Raw genomic sequence first — 20,034 nt, 5'->3', positions numbered from 1 at the left:
CCGATTTCGTGTGGTAGCCACTCGTCTGCAGTGGCTGTGAGGCCCCGTAGCTCAGGGGATAGAGCAGTGGTTTCCTAAACCATGTGTCGCAGGTTCGAATCCTGTCGGGGCCGCCAAACAAAGACGATGACGCCGACCTGACCTGAGTCAGACCGGCGTCACCACGCGATACGGCAGTCAGGCTTTCTGGGCCTCGGACTGCTTCTTCAGCTCCTCGGGGTCAAGGGCCTTCACCTGATCGATGAGCTCGTCGAGCTGCTTGCCCTGCAACAGCCCTGCCTGACGGAACACGAGGTAGCCGCCGCGGAAGGCCATGAGGGTCGGGATGGACGTGATCTCCAGTCCTGCCGACAGCTCCTGCTGGTCCTCGGTGTCCACCTTGGCGAACACGACGTCGTCATGACGCTCGCTGGCCTCCTCGTAGATCGGTGCGAACCGCATACACGGGCCACACCATCCGGCCCAGAAGTCGACGAGGACCACGTCGTTGGAATCAATGGTCGACGAGAACGTGTCCTTGGTGATAGCGGTGGTTGCCATATTTTCCTCCGGATGTCTGCTTGCCGGTCACGGGCGTACACCGGGTCAACGCGTCGTGTCACACCCGTATTCCGCCAGGCACCCACGTTGCAGTGGTACTGCGCGGCCGCATCACGACGACGGTCTCGGCTCAGTCCGATGAAAGTCAATCAGCCTGATCGCCGTCCAGCTCGTCGATGACGGCCGCGCTGAGGTCTGCGAACAGGTGCCCGGCCTTCACCGAACGGCAGGCAATGACCGACACGAGCCGTGACAGACCGGGGAGCGCCTCCTGAGGCGCCTGGACGCCCCACCCGGGGGCGTCCTCGTCGAGCAACGGGTTGCAGCCGTCCGCCCACTGCTCGTTGAGTTTGTTCCACGTGTCGATCCATGCCGCAGAGATCTCCTGGGCCGACGGTACCCCGAAGAAATGCCCGACCGGAGCGTGATGACGCAGGGCAACGAGGGAGGACTCCTGGTACATGCGAGCCAGTCGCACCCGGGCATCGAGTCCACGACGCTGTGCCCGGGTGCCCTGCAGCACCCAGGCACACGGGTGCGGGCAGGTGATGCCCACGTCCGGGCGTTCGCCGACGCCGATCGTTGCATGATTCATCGCGCACACCCCCAACGCCTCACCGAGCCGGGAATGGAACTTGTCCAGGTACGCGGTGTATCCGGTGACGTCGCCGGAGGCAGCATTGAGACTGCGATGGGCAGTGGCATTCATGGCCGAGGTGTGAGCGCAGTCGTGGCCATCGCCGCCCCACTTCTCCCCCACCACCGACGGCAGGGTGATCGGGTCGCCGCCGTCACCCAGAACGGGTTCCCACGCCAGTTGCTCCAGGTACTCGCCAATGATGTGTGCCGTGACGACGACGTGCTGGGGTTCCTCACGGACCATTCGGACGTCGAGCACCTCGAGCATCACCTCATACAGCGGCACCAGACTTCCCAGGGCACCGCGATGCTCGGCGCGCGGCTCGTGGGGAAATCCGGCGTCAATGAGTGATTGCCGGAACCGTGGTGGGACGTGTTCGGCCATGACCTCGAAATCCTCGGCATCGAGGGTGAGGACGCGCCGCACGATCTTGGCAAGGCTGCCGGCCCGATGTTCGGCGGCGTCCCCCAGACCGGTGGCCTGGCGAGTGCGCATCAGGGAGTCGGCGGCGTCGACCCAACCGTGATCGCACAGCATCGCAATCTCGCGAGGCGTCAGCGGGTCGACCGGGGGCACTTCATGACCGCTCATCACTGGTCGTCCGCCCCGGTGACGAACAATCCCTCGGCGTCCGCCTCGGGGAACCTCACCTCACCCGTGGTGGTTCGCACCGCGATGGCCTCGTCATCACGGGAGGCAGCCATGACGTCACCGGGAAGCATCCCCACCCGCTCCGCCATGGCAAGGTTGGGCTCAGTGGCCTGGAAGAACTCACTCATGCGTACCAGACGGAATCGGACGAGGCCGGTTCGCCCCTCGAGAAAACTGGTGAGGGGCTCGGAATCGTCCCGGAAGTGCTGGGCCGAGTCACTGGGCATCTGACCGTGCGCGTATGGGATGGCGTTGCCAAAGGGCGAGACCCGGGGATGCCCCAGAATGATGTCGAGGCGCTGCTCGACCTGCGGGGAGATGACGTGCTCCCACCGACAGGCCTCGTCATGGACGTCGACGCGATCCAGCCCGATGACCTCCGTGAGCAGACACTCGACGAGCCGGTGCCGGCGCATCACGGCCTGGGCCCGATCGTGGCCTGTCTGCGTGAGCCCCAGGGAACGATCCTCGTGCAGCACGACGAGACCGTCCCGCTCCATCCTGCTCACGGTCTGGGACACGGTCGGTCCCGACTGGTGCAACCGGTCGACGATGCGGGCCCGACGCAGGTCGATGCCCTCCTCGAGCAGTTCGTAGAGCGTACGCAGGTACATCTCGGTCGTGTCAATGAGTTCGCTCATCTCATCCTCCGATCTGATCCCCACGTACTGCCGGGTGAATCACTGCACTGACAGGTGAATCATTGCACGTCCACGATCCATCCGCGTCACCGTCGAGCTCGATCCCGGCTCGCGCCCCACCCGTACCAGCTGTGCATCCCACCGGTTTCCCGCAGCGGAGGGGCACCATGCCAGCCAGATTCCCAGCACACGACATACTCGGAGAACCGATCGACCGGTACTCCGACGTCCCGAGCAGACGTCCCTCAGCCGCATCGGACGACGGTGGACCGATCAACCTCCTCGCCGTGACGAATGACCCGTTCCACATGACCCGCGTCGTCAACCAGACACAGGTCGGCGAGACGTCCCTCCTCGATGACGCCCACCTCGTCCAGCCCATACCAGCGTGCTGGAGTGGTGGCAGCCATCGTCGCTGCGTCGGCCAGGGCGACGCCCACGCTGCCCACGAGGAACTCCACGGCCCCGCCCATCGTCAGCGTGGATCCGGCGATCGCCCCCAGCGAACCGTCGGCATGACGAATCCGGGCCCGCCCCTGATCCACCTGCACCGGGAGCGTCCCGAGCATGTACCGACCATCCGGCTGACCGGTGGCGCTCATGGCATCGGTGACGAGGGCCACGCGCTCCACCCCGGCGGTACGAATCGCCATGCGGAGCACATCGGCAGCGACATGCACCCCGTCACAGATGAGCTCGATGAGCGTTCGGGAATCGGTGAGCAACCAGGGCACGGGGCCGGGATCGCGGTGGTGGATGGGGGCCATCGCGTTGAACAGATGGGTGACGACATCAGCCCCGGCGTCCACCGCCTCCCGGGTGATGCCAGCGTCGGCATCGGAGTGTCCGAATGCCGCATGCACCCCGTGGGCCGTCAAGGTCTGCACGGCCCGGATCCCGTACTCACGCTCGGGGGCGAGGGTGACCGCCCTGAGATCGCCCTCGCCAGCCTGCAGCAGCCGGGTGACGGCCGCATCACTGGGGTCCCGAAGCAGCTCGGGGTTGTGGGCACCCCTGCGGTTCTCGGCCAGGAACGGCCCCTCGGCGTGAATCCCGGCAAGCTCCCCCGCAGCGACGAGGGGCCGCAGCCGATGGATCTGATCGACGAGGTCGTCCATGCGTTCGGTGACGGTGCTGGCGAACTGGGTGGTGGTGCCATTGGCACGATGGTGCTCGATGGCTGCCCGGACCTTCTGCGGGTCCTCGTCGGTGAAATCCGCTCCTGCTGCACCGTGGCAGTGCGTGTCGACGTATCCGGGGACGATGGCGAGGTCGACCTGCTCGGCCTGTGGACTGATCCGATCCTCCACCGCGGTGATCCGACCGGCGTCGATGTGAATGGTCGCGGGGGCAAAGGTTCCGTCCGGCCGGAGTACACGTTGTGAGGCAAGCACCATGCCGTCACCTCCATTGGTCTGTCTCATCGTCATGATTGCACACTGCCGACAACTCGCCATGATGCTGGACACCTTGGCCACCCACCCGGAACAGCTGAGAGACTGGGATCATGAATGCTGCTCCCGATGACTTCGTCCAGAACCTGAGGATCCCCGACAACCTGCTGCCCGCCGACGGGCGGTTCGGGTGTGGTCCGAGCCGGATCCGACCCGAGGCGATGGCTGGTCTGGCTGCCCCCACGTCGATCTTGGGCACATCACACCGCCAGGCTCCCGTCAAGCAGGTCGTGGCCGAGCTGAGAGCCGGGCTGACCGAGTTGTACCACGCACCGGATGGCTACCAGGTGGCACTGGGCGATGGGGGTGCCACCCTGTTCTGGGACGCCGCGGCATGCTGCCTGGTGCGCAACCGGGCTGCATGTGGCGTCTTCGGTGCGTTCAGCAACAAATTTGCTGTCGAACTGCAACAGTCCCCCTTCCTGGCCGACCCGGCGATCTTCTCCGCAGAACCGGGATCTGTCTGCCTGCCCTCTGCCGTGGCCGATGTGGACGCCTACTGCTGGCCACACAACGAGACCTCCACAGGTGCGCGGGTACCCGTGGAACGTCCGGAGGGTATCGACGAGGACGATCTCGTTCTCGTCGACGGCACCTCGGCGGCCGGGGCGATTCCGGTGGATGTGTCACAGACCGATGTCTACTACTTCTCCGCACAGAAGAACCTGGCCGCCGACGGTGGCATGTGGCTCGCGTTCCTCTCCCCGGCTGCCATCGAGCGCATCGGCGAGTTGTCCGCCTCGGCCAGATGGGTGCCGGGAATCCTCAATCTGCAGAAGGCCCTGGACAACTCCGTCAAGGACCAGACCTTCAACACCCCCTCGTTGTCGGCACTGCAGATGGCTCGGGACCAGGTGTCCTGGGTGCTCGACAAGGGCGGCATGAACTGGGTGGCTGCCCGTACCTCCCGGTCGAGCCAGCTACTGTACTCGTGGGCCAGTGACCGCCCGTGGGCACGTCCCTTCGTCGAGGATCCGCAGTACCGCAGCCCAGTGACGGTCACCATCGACTTCGATGAGGCGATCGACGCCACCATACTGTGCAAGGTGGCCCGCGCCAACGGGATCGTCGACATCGATGGTTATCACAAGCTCGGCAAAAACCAGATCCGCGTGGGAACCTTTGCCTCCGTCGATCCCGATGACGTCGAGGCGCTCATTGCATGCCTGGACTGGATCGTCGAGCGAATCGCCGACGAGAGTGAGCTGAACGACGCGCACTGAGCCACGGCTCGAGCACCACGGCGTGTGATCTGCGGGGGTTGGACGAGGAGGATACCCGAGCCTAGGCGTCCTCCCGACGGCCCCACAGCCCCACGAACACTCCTGCCACGACGGCCAGCACAACGGCACCGATGATGGCTGCCACCGTTCCGACCGGCCGTTTCGAGGTGCTCCTGCTGGAGTCGGGCTCCGTGGCTGCAGTTGGTTTCTGTGATGCCGTGTGGTCTGAGCTGGCTGTGGGGACCGCCGCGATCTTCTCCACCTTGCTGGGGATCTGTGCCGTGGTGACCTTCGTGGCAGAGGTCGTGAGTTCCAGGTTCGCCTGGCGCAGGTCGGTCGTCATGGCCTCACCACCACCATCGGTGAAGTTGGCCGCCCCGATCGTGTGCCATGAGTAGGCGTCCACGACGTGGATCGCGTTGTCGGTGCGCATGGCGATTCGGCTGCCATCTGCGAGGAAGGTGGCATCCGTGACGCCAGCCGGAGCGTCGGCCACCTTGATCAGGGCATTGACGCCGGTGCGACTGGGGTTGGATCTGGTGCGGTAGATCGCGGGCTTGTCACCACGCGTGATGAAGTACATGTTCCCGCGTGGGCTCACCGCCATGGCGGCGGCATCATGCGGGCCATCGGGATAGGAGAAGTCCCAGGCCATCCAGCTACCGCTGCCGCCGTTCAGACTCATCGGGGACAGCACCTGAATGTGGTCCCGACGACGTGCGGAGTCGCCGATGTCGCCGACGTAGAGGTGCTCGTCGTACCAGGACAGAGCTTGGACGTCGGTGGTCGGAGCCTGCCAGTTCAACTTCGTGCCAAGCTTGCCGTCATCGCCCACCGACACCACTGTGGTACGTCCCGAGGTGGTGCCATCCGTGACCCAGTACCGTCCTTCGGACAGGTCTGCAGCAATGCCCACCGGCTCGCCGAGGTCGGGCACGTCGAGGGTGAGGCTGGCCGGTGCAGCCACCGCTGGAGCAGCTGTCAGGGCCCACCCCATGCAGCAACACAGGGCAGCAGTCCACGACCGTCGCTCACCTGTCATGGCAGCCATCCTGCCACGTGGACGCAGCACCTTGCACATTGCCACGCGTGCAGATCCACACCCACCGTCGTCTCCGGCACCTCATCGACCCCCAAAAGTGACATGAGCCCAACATGTGAAATTCACCAAGTGTTTCTGTGCCGGAGTTAGGGTGGAGCTCATGGGTGAGTTTCGACTGCACGCCCTGGCGATCAATGAGGTTCGCGACGTGTTCGGTGCTGACGATGTCCTTGCCGCGAAGCTGCGGGGCTGGGCCTTGGAAGCATTCCCCACACCTGCGCAACCGGATCGGCACGTTGGGCGCAATCATCTGTTCCGTCGTGCCCGGAGGCGACCGCACATCGTCATGCACCGAGCCGGCAGCCCCACTGAACGCACGGCTGACGATCTGTTGGAAGGGCGATTCGTCGCGCCCAACGAACTGGTCAAGAGTTGGCGGGTGCTGGATCTGTGGCTGGAGAAGTTGTCGTGGGGAACGCTGACGACCAGTTGCACCCGCCGGGAGTACGACGCCCTTGAGTTCGAACTGGCACGCGCAGGAGTCCCGAGCTACCTGGGCCTCAACCGCCTCTTCGGCGGTGATCCGCAGATTCCTCTGCGTCCAGCGCCTGGTATGCGAGTGGGATATTCTCGCGCCAGCCATGTGGAGGCCACCTGTGCGGCGCTGGACCGGGCCGTACCGTACCTCTCGGACGACAATGTCCGGAATGTTCGGGCGCTGATGGACTTCCTCGAGAAGTTCCCCAGCTGGTACGACGAAGCACGCGCTGCTGGACGTCCTCGACCAGACCTCATCATCCTGCGCCACGAGGACCCGGCGACCCTGGCCACCGTCCCGCCGGTCAGCACGCCTGGCAGCGGCATCCTCCCGACGCGCTCAGCCTCGTGATCGGACCCGTCACCTCTGTGCCTCGCCGGTCTGTGCCTGCGCCGGAAGCTGCCTCTCAGGCAGTGCTCGGCTGGCGAGAACCCGTCTGCCGAGCAGGCACCGTCGCTACCATGGTGGCGTGGGTAACAGCCAGAAGCACGTCGTCAGCACCGCAGATGCGCACACATCGTCGCGGGGCCCCCTCCTGGTGCAGGCGACGGTCCCTCCCCTCGACGAGGACGGCGTGATGGTCTCGATCATCGGGACCGTCCTGTTCGCCGTGGCGAGTCTCGTGTGCTGGATTCGGCTCGACGCCCTCACCGAAGCAGGTTATCGGGACTGGCTGTGGATCTGCGTGTCCGCAACCGTTCTGGGACTGTGCGGGATGGTGTACGCGATCCGGCGGCGTGGCCGCACGAGTGCCACCCGCGACCACTGAGACCTGCCCTGGCCCGAGCCCGTGCCACTCGCGTCCGTGCCTCCCCGAGACCGGGGGCGCACGTCGCGGATGCCGCCCAACACCCCAGCTGGATCAGGGGTGAGCAGGATCAGGGTGTGGGCCGGGCATCACTCGGAGAAGATCGACTGATCGGTGTCGATCGTGTCGTAGACCGGTTCGGGGATCTCGATTCCCGTATGTTTCTCGACGACATCGGAATGGCCACCACAGCCGTGCTCGACGTGGACGACCGTCCCGTCGAAGGGCGCGTACTCATTGGTGCAGACCCCGAAGATCCGTCCCAGACTGTCGGACAGTCGCACGAAGTAGCCGCACGTCTGGCAGGGATGCGGGGCATGCTTGGTGGACTTGTCGGAGGGGCCGCCCGTGCCCCTCATCCACCGTTCGGCCACCCGATCCCGTCCGGCCTGGGAGAGCAGGCGTTCCCTTCCCAGTCCCAGCTCGGCGACAACGGCGCGAGTCGCCGCCCATTCGGCCGGGTCCTCGTCGGCGGCCAGTTCACCCCCGGTGTAGCCGGGCTCCAGGCGGGGATCGTTGTCCGGGGTCGGCAGCAGTGTCCCGGGAGCGATGTCGCCTGGTTGCAGACGGTCTCGCCACGGCACCCAAGCTGGGGGGACGAGGGAGTCGTCACCGGGGATGAGGCACACCTCACTGACGGAGACGTTGCGGGCTCGGGAGGCGCGCACCATGGAGACCGCCCAGCGCCATCCCCGATATCCCGGATGGGTGCACTCGAACAGGTGGGTGAGCATCCGTTCCCCGTCGACGACGGCTCCCAGATAGTCACCGACACCGAAATCCCTGGCCTCGAACTCGGCTGCCTCTCGGGCCTCGTCGACTGCCCTGGCAATGGTGGGATCAGCCTTGGGCCTGGCCGCCGCGCGTGCGCGACGACGCGGCCTGGCCGGCTCCTTCTCAGCCTCAGCGGCCGATTCGTGGTTGGCGGCGACTGGTTCGGAAGGTGTCTGGCTCATCACAGCTCCAGTTCATCGGCGACGACCCGCAGCAACTTGGCCACCCGCTCGGCGTTGCGTGGATCTGGGTGACGTCCGTGTCGGTAGCCATTGCCCATCCGGTCGAGCATCTTGATGAGATCTTCGCAGATGACCGCCATCTCCTGCGGACGCTTGCGCGCAGCCTTCGAGACGGACGGCGGGGTGTCGAGAACCTGGATGGAGAGTGCCTGCTCCCCACGTCGTCCCTCGACGATGCCGAAATCGACTCGCTGACCGGGCCGCAGCGCTGACACACCGTCCGGCAGCGCCTGCGCGTTGACATAGACGTCTCCACCGCCATCCTTGGTCAGGAAACCGAACCCCTTGGCAGCGTCGTAGAAACGCACCTTACCGGTTGGCATCTCTGGCTCACTCCTGTCGTCACGAAATACGTCATCGCCCGAAACACTCGATTGTCCGGGCAGTATGTCAAGAGTACCGGCAGCAGCAAACCAACTCCACCGCGCAGTGGATCGCATCAGCCCCGCTGGTCGGCGACGCCCCACCCATCGAGCTGGTTCTTCTGCACGTGACGGTAGTAATCGGCGTTGGCGAGCTTGGACGCCGCCGCCTCGTCGACGATGACGACTGCCTGCTGGTGGAACTGCAGCACGGACGCCGGGCACATGGCACTGACCGGCCCCTCGACGGCTGCAGCGATGGCGCCGGCCTTGGCCTCACCGTTGGCGAGCAGGACGAGATGACGGGCCTCCATGATCGTCCCCAGCCCCTGGGTGAGGCAATGGGTGGGCACGGCCTCGTCGGCATGGAAGAACCGCTGGTTGTCCTCACGGGTACGCGGGGCGAGTGTCATGACACGGGTGCGAGAGCTGAACGGGGAACTCGGTTCGTTGAAACCGATGTGGCCGTTGCCACCAATGCCGAGGATCTGGATGTCCACCCCGCCGGCGGCCTTGATCGCCTTCTCGTAGTTCTGACATGCTGCGACGAGGTCGCGCGCCGAGCCCTCCGGCACGTGGACGTTGGCAGGGTCGAGCCCCAGCTGCTCGGTGACGGTGTGCTTGATGGTGGCGGTGTAGGAGCGCTCGTCATCGGGGCTCAGACCGATGTACTCGTCCAGGGCGAAGGCGGAGAGGTTGCTGAAATCGGCCATGTCGGCCTTGGCGAGCCGAGCCAAGGCCTGGTAGGTGGACAGCGGGGAGGAACCAGTGGCCACCCCCAGAACCGGATGCGTGCTCCGGGCGAGCACGGCGATGATGTGACGAGCGGCGATCTCGCCCATCTCGGTGGTGTCCTTGCAGATGATGACCTCCATGGCCTCTCCTCCGTGTCGTGTTCGGGTGCCCATTGCCCATGCGTCCGAGCGTCATTGCTCAATGCCGTGCGTCCGGTGATCCTTCACCTGGCGCGCCGGGCACGTGGACTCGTCATTGGAAAGCCAGTATAGGGGGGGACGCTGCGGCCGTCGAGGCAGAACACGATCAGCCAGCCCCGTAGGTGCCAACCAGTCCGGTGAGTGATCGTCACCCACCGATGACCAGCCCCGGACGATGACCGGCTCGGATGGTGACTCACCCCGGATGACTCGGGATTCTTCGGGACACACCTAGGATGGTGAGCATGGTTGCACGATCTGGCCCCGCTGAGCACCCGAGACATGCGTGCGCACCGACTGCTGCACCATCCGACTCGAACGGCCCCGACTCAACCGACCACGGAACCACCCCGACCACCTGTCCATCACCGCACCGCAACCATCCCATCGGCTCTGTCATCAACGTTCTCGGAGCTGCCCCGGCCCCCTACGGGCTGGCCATGCCCGACGCCGCTCCTCTGGAAGACGTCGCGCCGACGGCGATGCCGGTCCTCGACCCGCCCACCCCTCCAACGACCTACACCCCCGCCCAGGGTCCGGCCCTGGAACACGTGGTGCCCAGCAGCGAGCCACGTCGTGATCCCACCGTGGCGTTCCCCACGATGCAGACGCTTCACGACCACATGACCGGCCAGGTGGATCCACACCAGCCGCTGCGCGTCATGACCTCCCAGCTCTCCACCGCGTCGGGGGAAGCCGGCCAGAGCCCCACGGATGCTCTCCACCTGTCGGCCGCCGTCGAACAGCCCCTGCCGGAGGATGCTGCACCCGAGGGCCTGTGGCAGCGGATCCCTGCCTCCTGGCGAGGTACCGGGACCCCGCACAGCGCCCACCGTGACATCACCGATCTGGTCCTCGTACTGGGGTGGGGAATGATGGTCGGATTCCTCCTGCACCTGGTGCCGCGAACGGCTCCGCTGGGTGCCCTCGTCGTGGCTTGCTTCGCCATGACGAACCCCGTCATGGGCCCCGTGCTGCGCAAACTCGTCGGGGTACTGGGAGTCATCATGGTGACGCTCGTCGTGCTCGGCTCACCCACCAGGTCGACGTTCGAGCAGATCTGCTGGGTGTGTCAGATCGGCGCCCTCGTCATGGCCCCGTTGAGCCTCGTCCTTGCCGACCGAGAACTCACCCCGGAGATCCCGTGAGCTCAGCCATCACCGTTGCCGGCAAACTGCGGAGCCTGTCTGTCCAGGAGCTCACCCAGCTGCTCACCCTGCGTCCCGATCTCGCCAACCCGGCGCCACGATCCCTGCCCGACCTCGCCGAGCGCGCCACGACGGCGGCATCGACACGGGCAGCTGTCGAGTCCCTCGATGCCTGGCAGTTGCGGGTACTCACCGCTGCCGTCGCCCTGGGCGACGTACCGCGCCGCAACATCGTCATGGCATGCACGCCAGACACGGCTTGCCCACCCACCCAGGCAGACGTCGACACGACCCTTGACGACCTCGGGAACATCCTCCTGCTGCTCGAGGATCACGACACCGTGCACGTGGTGGGGGCTGCGGCTGGTCTGCTGGGGCCGTTCCCTGCTGGGCTGGCACCGCGCAGCACCACGGTCATTGACGACGTCCCCGGACGGCTGGCGGCCGCTGGACCCGCCGTCATCCCGGTCATCGAACGGCTCGCCTGGAGCCCCACCGGCCGACTGCCCCACGCCAACCGGCCACTCTCCCCGCAGGATGCCACCACTCCGGTCGAGTTGGCCCTGGCACATCACCTGTTGCGCCCCGTGGACGACCACACCGTCATCCTGCCCAGGGAGGTTGCCCTGCACGCGCGTCGTGGACGGCTCTTCCCCGACGTCGTGGCCCCTCAGCCGCCCGCCTGGCCCGAGGCCCAGGACCCCGATCGCGTCAACACCGCCGCCATCGGGACGGCCTTGGAGGCCGTGAGTGCCATGTCCGCCCTGCTCGAGGCCGTCGACCACATGCATCCAGCCCGATTGCGAAACGGCGGCATGGCTCGTCGTGACGGGTTCAAGGCCTTGTCACGGGTGTGCCGACGCGAGGACGGCTGGTTCCACCTGTGGCTCGCCGTGAGCGCCGACCTGCTGGGGGCCGACGCTCGGGGCTGGCTTCCCAGCCAAGCCTCCGACCACTGGAGTGAGTCCGCCCTGTGGCAACGATGGCTCGCCCTGCACGACGCATGGCTCACCATGACAGGCGCCCCGGGGCAACTCTCCAACTCACTCGATGCCCCGTCGCCGGCCACCGCCCAGACGTGGCGGCGCGAGATCGCCACCCAGATCGCCAGTGCACCGGTGGGTACGCCGATCGACACCGAGAAGGTGAGCGAGAGGTTGGCCTGGTTCCACCCCACCTGGCCGGTCGCCGAGGCCCATGAGGTCATTGACGCGGTGCTGCACGAGGCATCGCTGTTGGGAGTCATCGCCCTGGGGTGCCGCAGCCGGTTGGCCGACGACCGGAGCGATCCGGGGATGCCTGAGCCAGGTACCGATCTCATCCTGCAGTCCGACCTCACCGTCGTCGCCCCGGGACCGCTCACCCCGGCGATGTCTCGTGATCTCGCTCTGCTGGCCGATCGAGAGTCGACGGGGGTTGCCGGTGTCCGACGATTCTCCCGCAGTTCGCTGCGCCGCGGTCTGGACGCCGGCTGGACACGTGAGCAGGTTCGTGGTTGGTGGGCGGAGCATTCCATGACCGAGGTGCCGCAGGGCCTGCTCATCCTGCTCGACGACGTGGTGCGCGACCACGGCAGGGTGTCGGTGTCCGCTGCATCGTGCCTCATCGAGGTGGACGACCCGGCGTCCGCTGAGATACTGCTGCGCAGCGACCAGGCCAGCGAGCTCGGTCTGCGTCGAGTGGCCCCCACCCTGCTCATCGCCCAGGCAGAGCCCGAGGTGACCTTGGCCGCGTTGCGTGCGCAGGGACTCGCCCCGGTGGCTCGCGATCAACACGGCACGGTGCTCAATTCCCCGACCCCGGCACGATTCCGCACACCCGCCCGGGAACCGACCTCCGAACCGGTCGACCCACAGACGGTGGCCGAGGCCCTGGTTGCCAGCACGGAACCGTCGGCCAACAGCACGGACGAGATCGCCAGTCTGCTGCGCGAGGCCCAGAGCCATGGCGCCTGGATACGGCTGGACCACGTCGACGACTCCGGCCAGGCTCGTCAGAGCGTCGTACGGGTGCTGGCAGTGGCCAGCGGTGCTGCCCGATGTGTGCACCGTGGTGGCGGCGGGATGCAAATCATCCCCCTGCCACGAATGGTGCGGGCTCGCCTCGAGAACGCCTGACCGCGCGATCCCGCGGCGACGCACGTCCCCGCACCAGATGTGCCCATGCTGGCTCAGCGGCGATGGTCTGGCCATTGTGCTGTGCAGACATCCCACATCTCCTAGGCTTGGGGCGTGGGGTCACGAGCCATTACTGCTACGGCAGCTGGGATCACCCTCCTCGGGGTGGTCGCAGCCATCGTCGCCCTGCGTCAACACTCCGCTGCTCCATCGCCGAGCTCCGTGCCGGCCTCCTCCGCGGTGAGTACACCGGCATGGACGTCAAGTCCTCCACCCGGTCCTCGTTCGGTGCCCCCGGCGGTGGCGGATCTGAGCCTGGCCCACAACGATGCCCAGTCCTTCACCCTCACCTGGCAGGCTCCACGCAGCGATGAGAGTTTGGAGTACGACGTCACGGTGGACGGACGTCAGATGGCACGTATCGCGCAGACCACGGCGACGATTCCGTGGCCCACCTCGACAGATCATGTGCTGGTGCAGGTGGCTGCGGTCACTCCGACTCAGGTTCACAGCCCGTGGCGGGCACTGTTCGTCGTCCCGCCTCCGGTGGACCATCGAGATTCCGGGGCAGCCGGTGAACCAGAGACGTCTTCCCAGCAGCGGGAGGGCTCCGAGGAACAGCAGGACGAGCGGAAGAGGACCAGCCCCCGGCGTCATCGCGCCCCACACCCCCGCCATTCACACACCGCGCGACGGCGAGGTACCACACCGAGAACCTCCTCGTCACAACGTCGTCAGTCGCCCTCCCCCACGACCACGCCGAGCGCCTCAGGGCACAACACCCCGGAGCCGGACACGTCGGAATCGCCCAGCACGTCTGCGACTCCCAGCCCCAGTGACACGGCACGTTCCACGTCGTCGCCCGACGCCAACCCGACATCAACCGCCCACCCAACACCAACTGTCACGGGTAGTGCACCACCCGATGACGCATCACGTCCATCTGCGGGACGGAGCGCTCCAGCGCGGCACCAGACTCCCCGGCAATCGCCGGGAAACCCCACCAGACCAGGCCAGTGACCCCTGGCCCCAGCCACGATCCTCGTTGCCATTGCCGCCTCTGGGCTGGGCTGTCAGCTCCCCGGCGAATCGCCGTCTCCGTTCCGCACCCCGTGCCCACCGGGCCATGACTGAGTCATAATTGACAGGATGTCTCACGTTCCTGGTCCCCTCATCGTCCAGTCCGACCGAACCCTGCTGCTGGAGGTCGATCATCCCCTGGCCGACGAGTGCCGTCATGCCATTGCCCCGTTCGCCGAGCTGGAGCGGGCACCCGAGCACATCCACACCTACCGACTCACCCCGCTGGGACTGTGGAATGCGATGGCTACCGGCCACGATGCCGAGCAGGTCGTCGACGTCCTCATGCGCTACTCGCGCTACCCCGTGGCAAGTTCCCTGCTCATCGACGTCACCGACACCATGAGCCGGTACGGCCGGCTGCGCATCGAGAAACATCCGGCCCACGGCCTCGTGCTGCTGAGCACCGACAAGGCGGTCCTCACCGAGGTGCTTCGCTCCAAGCAGGTGCGCGGTCTGGTGGGTGAGCAGATCGACGAGGCCACGGCGATCGTGCATCCCTCCCAACGGGGTACCCTCAAGCAGGCCCTGCTCAAGATGGGGTGGCCGGCGGAGGATCTTGCTGGGTACGTGGACGGGGAACACCACGACATTGCCCTGGACGAGGACGGCTGGCAGCTGCGGGAGTACCAGAAGCTCGCTGCGGACTCATTCTTCAGTGGCGGATCCGGCGTCGTCGTGCTGCCCTGTGGAGCTGGCAAGACGGTCGTGGGAGCTGCTGCGATGGCACGGGCTCGCTGCACGACGCTCATCCTGGTGACCAACACCGTCTCGGCCCGACAGTGGAAGGACGAGTTGGTGCGGCGCACCACCCTCACCCCCGACGAGATCGGCGAGTACTCCGGGTCCCGCAAGGAAGTACGCCCGGTCACCATCGCGACGTATCAGGTCATCACGACCAAGCGGCACGGCGTGCATCCCCACCTGGAACTCTTCGAGGCCCGCGACTGGGGACTCGTCATCTACGACGAGGTGCACCTGCTGCCCGCGCCGGTGTTTCGCATGACGGCAGATCTGCAGGCGAGACGACGGCTGGGACTGACGGCGACCCTGGTGCGGGAGGACGGTCACGAGGACGACGTCTTCAGCCTCATCGGCCCCAAACGTTATGACGCGCCGTGGAAGGAACTGGAGAACCAGGGTTACATCGCCCCGGCGGACTGCGTGGAGGTACGCGTCACACTCGACGATGGCGAGCGGATGGCCTGTGCCCTGGCCGAGCCGGACGTGCGCTACCGGATGGCGGCCACCCAGCCAAGCAAGAACGGCGTCGTCCAGCAGCTGGTTCGGGAGCATCGCGGTCAACCGACGCTCATCATCGGTCAGTACGTGGATCAGCTGGAGGAACTGGCCGAGCAGTTGGGCTGTCCGCTCATCACTGGCCACACGTCCTCGGTGCAGCGTCAGCGGATCTACCAGGAGTTCCGCGACGGTGAGATCGATCTGCTCGTCGTCTCCAAGGTGGCGAATTTCTCCATCGACCTGCCCAGTGCTGAGGTGGCCATCCAGGTGTCGGGGGCATTCGGGTCGCGTCAGGAGGAGGCCCAGCGACTGGGGCGGCTGCTGCGCCCCAAGGAAGGCCGCACGGCGCGGTTCTACGCCATCGTCTCCCGGGACACCGTGGATGCCGAGTTCGCCTCGCATCGGCAACGTTTCCTGGCCGAGCAGGGGTATTCGTACCGTATCATCGACTCCGCGGAGTTGAGCGGTGAGGTAGGAATGGGGTGACGCCGTGATCCGTTTGCCACACCATGAGCAGAACGGGCATGCAGCGCAGCCCGGGGAGCAGAACGGGCATGCATCGCCGCGCGTGGTCATGCGACACAGGGTGATACGGCACAGGGCGATTCTGCGCGGCCACCGGCGTGCGCCACTCGCCCCGGACAGCCATGACGTACAGCCGCATCATCTCACCGGGCGCACCGTGCTTCACCACACCCTGCGTCGGGCACCGACTCGCGGCGCCGTCTGCCTGGTGTGTCTGTCACTGCTGGCTGGCTGCGGGGCCCAGCACGGTCCGAGTCGATCGGACGGCGCCCTGCCCTCGCCCACGGCACGACCAGCTCTGAGCGCGGCGGCCCGGCCCACCACCGCTGCGAGCTCACCAGCCCTCGCCAGTCCGACACCGAGCGTTGCCACGTCAGCCTCCCCGCGGTGCTCGAGCCCCCGTGGCAAGGATCCGGCCGCTCCGGGACGTACCGAGAGGTTCAGCTATGAATCCAGCCTGAGCAGCTACATGAGGAATCGCCGCGGCAGCGCTGCGGTGGCCATGCGGTATCCGGGTTGTGCCACGATCTATGCCTTCGACACCGGCAGTCATGATCCCTACATCACGGCAAGTGTCGTCAAACTCTCGGTGATGGCCACCGTCATGGTCCAGGCCCACCGGGAGGGGCGTGGCCTCACCGCCACCGAGAAGTCGCTCATCGAGCCGATGATCACCGAGTCCGACAATGACGCCACCACCGAGCTGTGGACGAGAGTCGGTGAGGCCCCTGCGGTGCAGAAGGTGCTGCGTTCCATGGGGGCCGACCAGACCACGCCCTCGACCCAGGGCTGGGGGCTCACGACGACCACGGCTCGCGACCAGGTGGTCATCATGAGTCACTTCGCCATGAAGAACCCGATCATCCCCGAACCCATGCGGCGTTACGCCATCAACCTGCTGGGCCACGTGGACGACGAACAGACCTGGGGAATGACGGCTGCCATCCCGCACACCGTCGATCGACGGGTGAAGAACGGTTGGTTGCCCCATGACAATGCGTGGCACGTCAACTCGGTGGCCGCGATGGACGGCCCCGACGGCATGATCCTGGCTGGGCTGAGCCGTGCCGCGGCGTCAACCATGGAATACCAGATCTCCACGCTGGAATCACTTGCGGGGATCATGGCCGTCCACGAGCACCCCCAGTGGACTACGAAGTATCCGCAGGATTTCAGTTCGACAGGTGCGCGGGGCTCCCAGACATCTTCCCGGACCGCCACGCCACGATGAGAAGACCGGTCACCACCATGAGGAACACCGTGGTGGGCAACGCCGCCTCGGCCCCGAAACTCCCGCCGGTCCACAGTGTCGATGCAGCTTCAGGGTGCGTCTGACGCAGGATCGTCTGACCGAAGTCCATTCCGGAGACGTCGAATCCCAGCACTGGCCCCTGCAGCCAGTTCCACACCCCGTGGAATCCCACTGCTGGCCACAGGCTGCCTCGCCACAGCACGAGGACGCCGAGCATGAGGCCGAACAGGGCGATGTTGACCACGGCCACGACCGACACCCCGGGGTTGGCACCGTGCAGCACGGCGAAGAGAACGGCCTGGATCGAAACTCCGGCGATGATGCCCCACCGCGCCGCAACGGTCTGCATGAGATGGCCGCGCAGCACGACCTCCTCGGCACTTCCCTGGATGACGAAGAGCACGGCCAGACCGAGAACCTGCCAGATCTGGGCGGGGTGCGGGTGGGCCCAGCGTAGTCTGCCCTGCCCAGCCGCCGTCATGACGAGGAGATCTCCGCCCAGGACGACCAGCGCGATCACCAGGCCGATCCACACCTCGGCGCGTCGGGCCCCCAGCCCCAGGGCACGTATCGGGCGTCCGTCGACGAATCGCATCCACGCCCACAGCGCGAGCCACACCCCCCAGAACGAGAGGAGCACCACCACCGAGCTCGTCCGCGGTGCCGGTTTGGTGCCGAGGAGGGCGGTGGCTGGCACCGAGACGATCAGTTGTCCGACGGCCAGGATCACCAACGACGCCACGACGACGATCATGGGCGGCAGTCGCGAGGCGTGCGCCAGAAAGGCATCGCAGTAGCTGGTGTCACGTGCCTCACCGGAGCCTGACGTCTGGTTCTGGGAGGGTTGGTTGCTGGGCGAGGTGCTCACCCGGGCATGGTACCGGGTGAGCCCGCGGGGCAGGGCTGGCGCGATGGCTGCGGCTCGGCTCAGGAGTACCGCTGCTCCATCTCCGCCTCGATCTGTTCCAGGGACCTGCCCCGGGTCTCCGGCATGATCCTCACCAGCACCACGGCGATGACGAGGTTGAGCAGCCCGTAACTGAGGTAGGTGACGCTGCCGCCGAGCCCAGCCATCATTGCAGGGAAGGTGAAGGTGATGACGGCGTTGACGATCCACATGAAGAAGATCGCCGTTCCGTTCATGACGCCACGCACATGGGAGGGGAACATCTCACCGAGCATGGTCCACACGACGGTGCCGTTGGTCGACTGGACGACGAGCATGAACACCGCCATGAGTACGAGCACCAGGTATGGCGCCCAGGATGGTGGCGTCGTTCCGTCGGCGATGTGCGAGGCGATGGCATGGTGAAAGGTCGCGGCGATGGCCAGCAGGATGACCCCCACAGCCGTCACGTCGAAGATGAGCAGGCTGCGACGGCTGAATCGGGAGACGAGCCACAGCCCGGCTGCTGCCCCGATGACCGACATGACGCCGTTGCCCACTTGAGCGGTGATGGAGGCCGAGGTCGTCATCCCGGCGTACTCCAGCACCTTGGGGGCGTAGTACATGACGGTGTTGACGCCGGTGGTCTGGTTGACGATGGCCAGGAAGATGCCGACGAACAGCAGTTTGCGCAGCCACGGCGTGCGCCACACATGTGCCAGGGCATTCCCCTGGTGGGCATTCTGCTTCTCGTGATGCTGGGCGGCGAGCATCTCCTCGATCTCGTCCTGGATGGGGCCGTCCTTGGCCTCGTCCCGAACGCGCTTCAGCACTCCGATGGCGTCGGTGAGGCGTCCCTTGGACAGGTACCAGCGGGCCGACTCGGGCATGAGGCGGATGCCGATCCACAGGGCGATGGCTGGGATGGAGCACAGGAGGAGCATCCATCGCCACGCCGCACCGTTGCCCGAGGAGATGACGAGGTTGTCGAGGAAGGCATGGTAGGCCGTCTCGTCGAGTGGGCCGCCCTTGGAGGTCTGCAGTCCGAGAATCTCGTCCCAGGAATGTGGGCCCGAGGTGATACCGAGCGGATCGGCGTTGCCATTGCGTCGCACCGTGATCTGCGGCCCTCCGTGGGCGACGTTGATGACGGCGTTCATGGTGAAGGCCAGCAGCTGGCCGGTGACGATCATGAACTGGTCGATGGCCACGACCGTTCCGCGGATACGCTTGGGAGAGCTCTCGGCGAGATATATCGGCACGGTGGCCGAGGCGGCACCGACGGCGAACCCCAGGACGAAGCGGAAGAGGTAGACCATGCCCACGGTGGGGGCGAACGTCGTCCCCAGGGCCCCGAGCAGGAAGATGATGGCAAGGGTGGTGATGTTGTGACGCCTCCCCCACCGGTCGGACATCGCTCCCCCGACCATGGCGCCGATGGCCGCTCCGATGAGCAGGATTCCACCGATCGCCCCCTCCTGGACGGCGGTGAGCCCCAGCCCGCCGGCGGAACCGGGCATGTACATGTAGGGCAGGGCACCAGAGATGACACCGGTGTCGTAGCCGAAGAGCAGGGAGCCCAGGGTGGCGACGGCGGCAATGGCACCGATTCCGCGGTGCGGTCCCGAGGGCGGGGTGTCGCGGACCAGTCGTGTGGTCTCATCCGCACCGTGCGGCAGTGTGCTCATCGTCGTCCTTCTGTCGTGATCGTTCCCGCCCAGTACTGGGGCTGGCGCGCCAACGGTGTGCGCGGGGCTCACCGGCAGCACCACACGCCGGGCAGTGACGCTGGGGGATCATCAATTATCACTCACCATCACCCATCGGGAAGCCACATTGCGTGTCCTGGACGCGATCGGCTGGCATTGGGCGCCCTCAACCGGAAAAACTTCCCGCCCAGGCCGATGGGGAGGCGCAGCAGATCTTGTAGGGCA

General features: G+C 66.3%; 18 protein-coding genes and 1 tRNA gene. 8 read left to right on the top strand and 11 right to left on the bottom strand.

What is annotated here, in order from left to right:
* The first annotated feature begins 40 nt into the window (after positions 1-40).
* A tRNA-Arg gene (locus CKV91_RS04125) sits at positions 41-116 on the top strand.
* A 61-nt stretch (positions 117-177) separates the two neighbouring features.
* Here CKV91_RS04125 and trxA read toward each other — a convergent pair.
* From trxA to CKV91_RS04105, 4 genes are all read right to left on the bottom strand, one after another.
* Positions 178-540 carry a thioredoxin gene (gene trxA, locus CKV91_RS04120; protein ID WP_021104810.1) on the bottom strand — a complete coding sequence of 121 codons (363 nt, stop codon included), beginning with the start codon at positions 538-540 and terminating at the stop codon, positions 178-180.
* A 145-nt stretch (positions 541-685) separates the two neighbouring features.
* Entirely contained in the window at positions 686-1,771 is a 1,086-nt protein-coding gene (locus CKV91_RS04115; protein ID WP_021106065.1) for a hypothetical protein, read from the bottom strand.
* Positions 1,771-2,472, bottom strand: a complete 702-nt coding sequence (locus tag CKV91_RS09925; protein ID WP_021104808.1) for a metal-dependent transcriptional regulator — start codon at positions 2,470-2,472, stop codon at positions 1,771-1,773. The genes CKV91_RS04115 and CKV91_RS09925 overlap by 1 nt, the downstream gene beginning before the upstream one ends.
* A gap of 245 nt (positions 2,473-2,717) precedes the next feature.
* Positions 2,718-3,896, bottom strand: a complete 1,179-nt coding sequence (locus CKV91_RS04105) for an N-acetylglucosamine-6-phosphate deacetylase (protein WP_411791901.1) — start codon at positions 3,894-3,896, stop codon at positions 2,718-2,720.
* A gap of 83 nt (positions 3,897-3,979) precedes the next feature.
* Here CKV91_RS04105 and serC point away from each other — a divergent pair, with 83 nt between their 5' ends.
* Positions 3,980-5,149 (top strand): phosphoserine transaminase, encoded by a 1,170-nt coding sequence (gene serC, locus CKV91_RS04100; protein WP_065860944.1) that lies wholly within the window; start codon positions 3,980-3,982, stop codon positions 5,147-5,149.
* A gap of 61 nt (positions 5,150-5,210) precedes the next feature.
* On the opposite strand, the gene CKV91_RS04095 is transcribed toward serC, so the two are convergent.
* Complete coding sequence (locus CKV91_RS04095) at positions 5,211-6,236, bottom strand: hypothetical protein (protein ID WP_157738734.1); 1,026 nt, start codon at positions 6,234-6,236, stop codon at positions 5,211-5,213.
* A gap of 70 nt (positions 6,237-6,306) precedes the next feature.
* Between CKV91_RS04095 and CKV91_RS04090 the strand changes: the two genes are divergently transcribed.
* Together CKV91_RS04090 and CKV91_RS04085 are read left to right on the top strand one after the other, a co-directional pair.
* Complete coding sequence (locus CKV91_RS04090) at positions 6,307-7,080, top strand: DUF7691 family protein (RefSeq protein ID WP_157738732.1); 774 nt, start codon at positions 6,307-6,309, stop codon at positions 7,078-7,080.
* Positions 7,081-7,264: 184 nt separating this feature from the next.
* Positions 7,265-7,498, top strand: a complete 234-nt coding sequence (locus CKV91_RS04085) for a DUF2530 domain-containing protein (protein WP_065860948.1) — start codon at positions 7,265-7,267, stop codon at positions 7,496-7,498.
* A gap of 128 nt (positions 7,499-7,626) precedes the next feature.
* Here CKV91_RS04085 and CKV91_RS04080 read toward each other — a convergent pair whose 3' ends face one another.
* From CKV91_RS04080 to nagB, 3 genes are all read right to left on the bottom strand, one after another.
* Positions 7,627-8,493 (bottom strand): DUF3027 domain-containing protein, encoded by an 867-nt coding sequence (locus CKV91_RS04080; RefSeq protein WP_021104802.1) that lies wholly within the window; start codon positions 8,491-8,493, stop codon positions 7,627-7,629.
* The gene (locus CKV91_RS04075) at positions 8,493-8,876 is read right to left on the bottom strand and encodes a cold-shock protein (RefSeq protein ID WP_021104801.1); all 384 of its coding nucleotides are present in this window, start codon (positions 8,874-8,876) and stop codon (positions 8,493-8,495) included. Before CKV91_RS04075 ends, CKV91_RS04080 begins: the two co-directional genes overlap by 1 nt.
* A 116-nt stretch (positions 8,877-8,992) precedes the next feature.
* The gene (nagB, locus tag CKV91_RS04070; protein WP_021104800.1) at positions 8,993-9,790 is read right to left on the bottom strand and encodes a glucosamine-6-phosphate deaminase; all 798 of its coding nucleotides are present in this window, start codon (positions 9,788-9,790) and stop codon (positions 8,993-8,995) included.
* A 305-nt stretch (positions 9,791-10,095) separates the two neighbouring features.
* Here nagB and CKV91_RS04065 point away from each other — a divergent pair, with 305 nt between their 5' ends.
* Positions 10,096-10,998 (top strand): YggT family protein, encoded by a 903-nt coding sequence (locus tag CKV91_RS04065; protein ID WP_021106073.1) that lies wholly within the window; start codon positions 10,096-10,098, stop codon positions 10,996-10,998.
* Positions 10,995-13,115: a helicase-associated domain-containing protein gene (locus tag CKV91_RS04060; RefSeq protein WP_095140964.1), complete on the top strand. Its 2,121-nt coding sequence runs from the start codon at positions 10,995-10,997 to the stop codon at positions 13,113-13,115. Before CKV91_RS04065 ends, CKV91_RS04060 begins: the two co-directional genes overlap by 4 nt.
* 734 nt (positions 13,116-13,849) lie before the next feature.
* On the opposite strand, the gene CKV91_RS09375 is transcribed toward CKV91_RS04060, so the two are convergent.
* Positions 13,850-14,023, bottom strand: coding sequence for a hypothetical protein (locus CKV91_RS09375; protein ID WP_157738730.1), 174 nt, complete (start codon positions 14,021-14,023; stop codon positions 13,850-13,852).
* Between the two features lie 241 nt (positions 14,024-14,264).
* On the opposite strand from CKV91_RS09375, the gene CKV91_RS04055 reads away from it, so the two are divergent.
* Positions 14,265-15,923 (top strand): DNA repair helicase XPB, encoded by a 1,659-nt coding sequence (locus CKV91_RS04055; RefSeq protein ID WP_065860941.1) that lies wholly within the window; start codon positions 14,265-14,267, stop codon positions 15,921-15,923.
* A 196-nt stretch (positions 15,924-16,119) separates the two neighbouring features.
* Complete coding sequence (locus CKV91_RS04050; RefSeq protein ID WP_065860940.1) at positions 16,120-17,193, top strand: serine hydrolase; 1,074 nt, start codon at positions 16,120-16,122, stop codon at positions 17,191-17,193.
* Here the strand turns inward: CKV91_RS04050 and CKV91_RS04045 are convergent.
* Both CKV91_RS04045 and CKV91_RS04040 read right to left on the bottom strand, forming a co-directional pair.
* Positions 17,135-18,082 carry a CPBP family intramembrane glutamic endopeptidase gene (locus tag CKV91_RS04045; RefSeq protein WP_021104793.1) on the bottom strand — a complete coding sequence of 316 codons (948 nt, stop codon included), beginning with the start codon at positions 18,080-18,082 and terminating at the stop codon, positions 17,135-17,137. The two genes, CKV91_RS04050 and CKV91_RS04045, sit on opposite strands and share 59 nt — an antisense overlap.
* A gap of 59 nt (positions 18,083-18,141) precedes the next feature.
* Positions 18,142-19,749 carry an MFS transporter gene (locus tag CKV91_RS04040; RefSeq protein ID WP_065860947.1) on the bottom strand — a complete coding sequence of 536 codons (1,608 nt, stop codon included), beginning with the start codon at positions 19,747-19,749 and terminating at the stop codon, positions 18,142-18,144.
* Positions 19,750-20,034: the final 285 nt, after the last annotated feature.

It is taken from the genome of Cutibacterium granulosum (assembly GCF_900186975.1).
GTDB classification, from domain to species: Bacteria; Actinomycetota; Actinomycetes; order Propionibacteriales; family Propionibacteriaceae; genus Cutibacterium; species Cutibacterium granulosum.
The sequence above is the reverse complement of the archived record's forward strand: the minus strand, read 5'-3'. Positions and strand labels throughout refer to the sequence as shown.

Coding starts and splice junctions, on each gene's coding strand:
- trxA (WP_021104810.1), bottom strand. CDS start 540: ATGGCAACCACCGCTATCACCAAGGACACGTTCTCGTCGACCATTGAT.
- CKV91_RS04115 (WP_021106065.1), bottom strand. CDS start 1,771: ATGAGCGGTCATGAAGTGCCCCCGGTCGACCCGCTGACGCCTCGCGAG.
- CKV91_RS09925 (WP_021104808.1), bottom strand. CDS start 2,472: ATGAGCGAACTCATTGACACGACCGAGATGTACCTGCGTACGCTCTAC.
- CKV91_RS04105 (WP_411791901.1), bottom strand. CDS start 3,896: ATGAGACAGACCAATGGAGGTGACGGCATGGTGCTTGCCTCACAACGT.
- serC (WP_065860944.1), top strand. CDS start 3,980: ATGAATGCTGCTCCCGATGACTTCGTCCAGAACCTGAGGATCCCCGAC.
- CKV91_RS04080 (WP_021104802.1), bottom strand. CDS start 8,493: ATGAGCCAGACACCTTCCGAACCAGTCGCCGCCAACCACGAATCGGCC.
- CKV91_RS04075 (WP_021104801.1), bottom strand. CDS start 8,876: ATGCCAACCGGTAAGGTGCGTTTCTACGACGCTGCCAAGGGGTTCGGT.
- nagB (WP_021104800.1), bottom strand. CDS start 9,790: ATGGAGGTCATCATCTGCAAGGACACCACCGAGATGGGCGAGATCGCC.
- CKV91_RS04065 (WP_021106073.1), top strand. CDS start 10,096: ATGGTTGCACGATCTGGCCCCGCTGAGCACCCGAGACATGCGTGCGCA.
- CKV91_RS04055 (WP_065860941.1), top strand. CDS start 14,265: ATGTCTCACGTTCCTGGTCCCCTCATCGTCCAGTCCGACCGAACCCTG.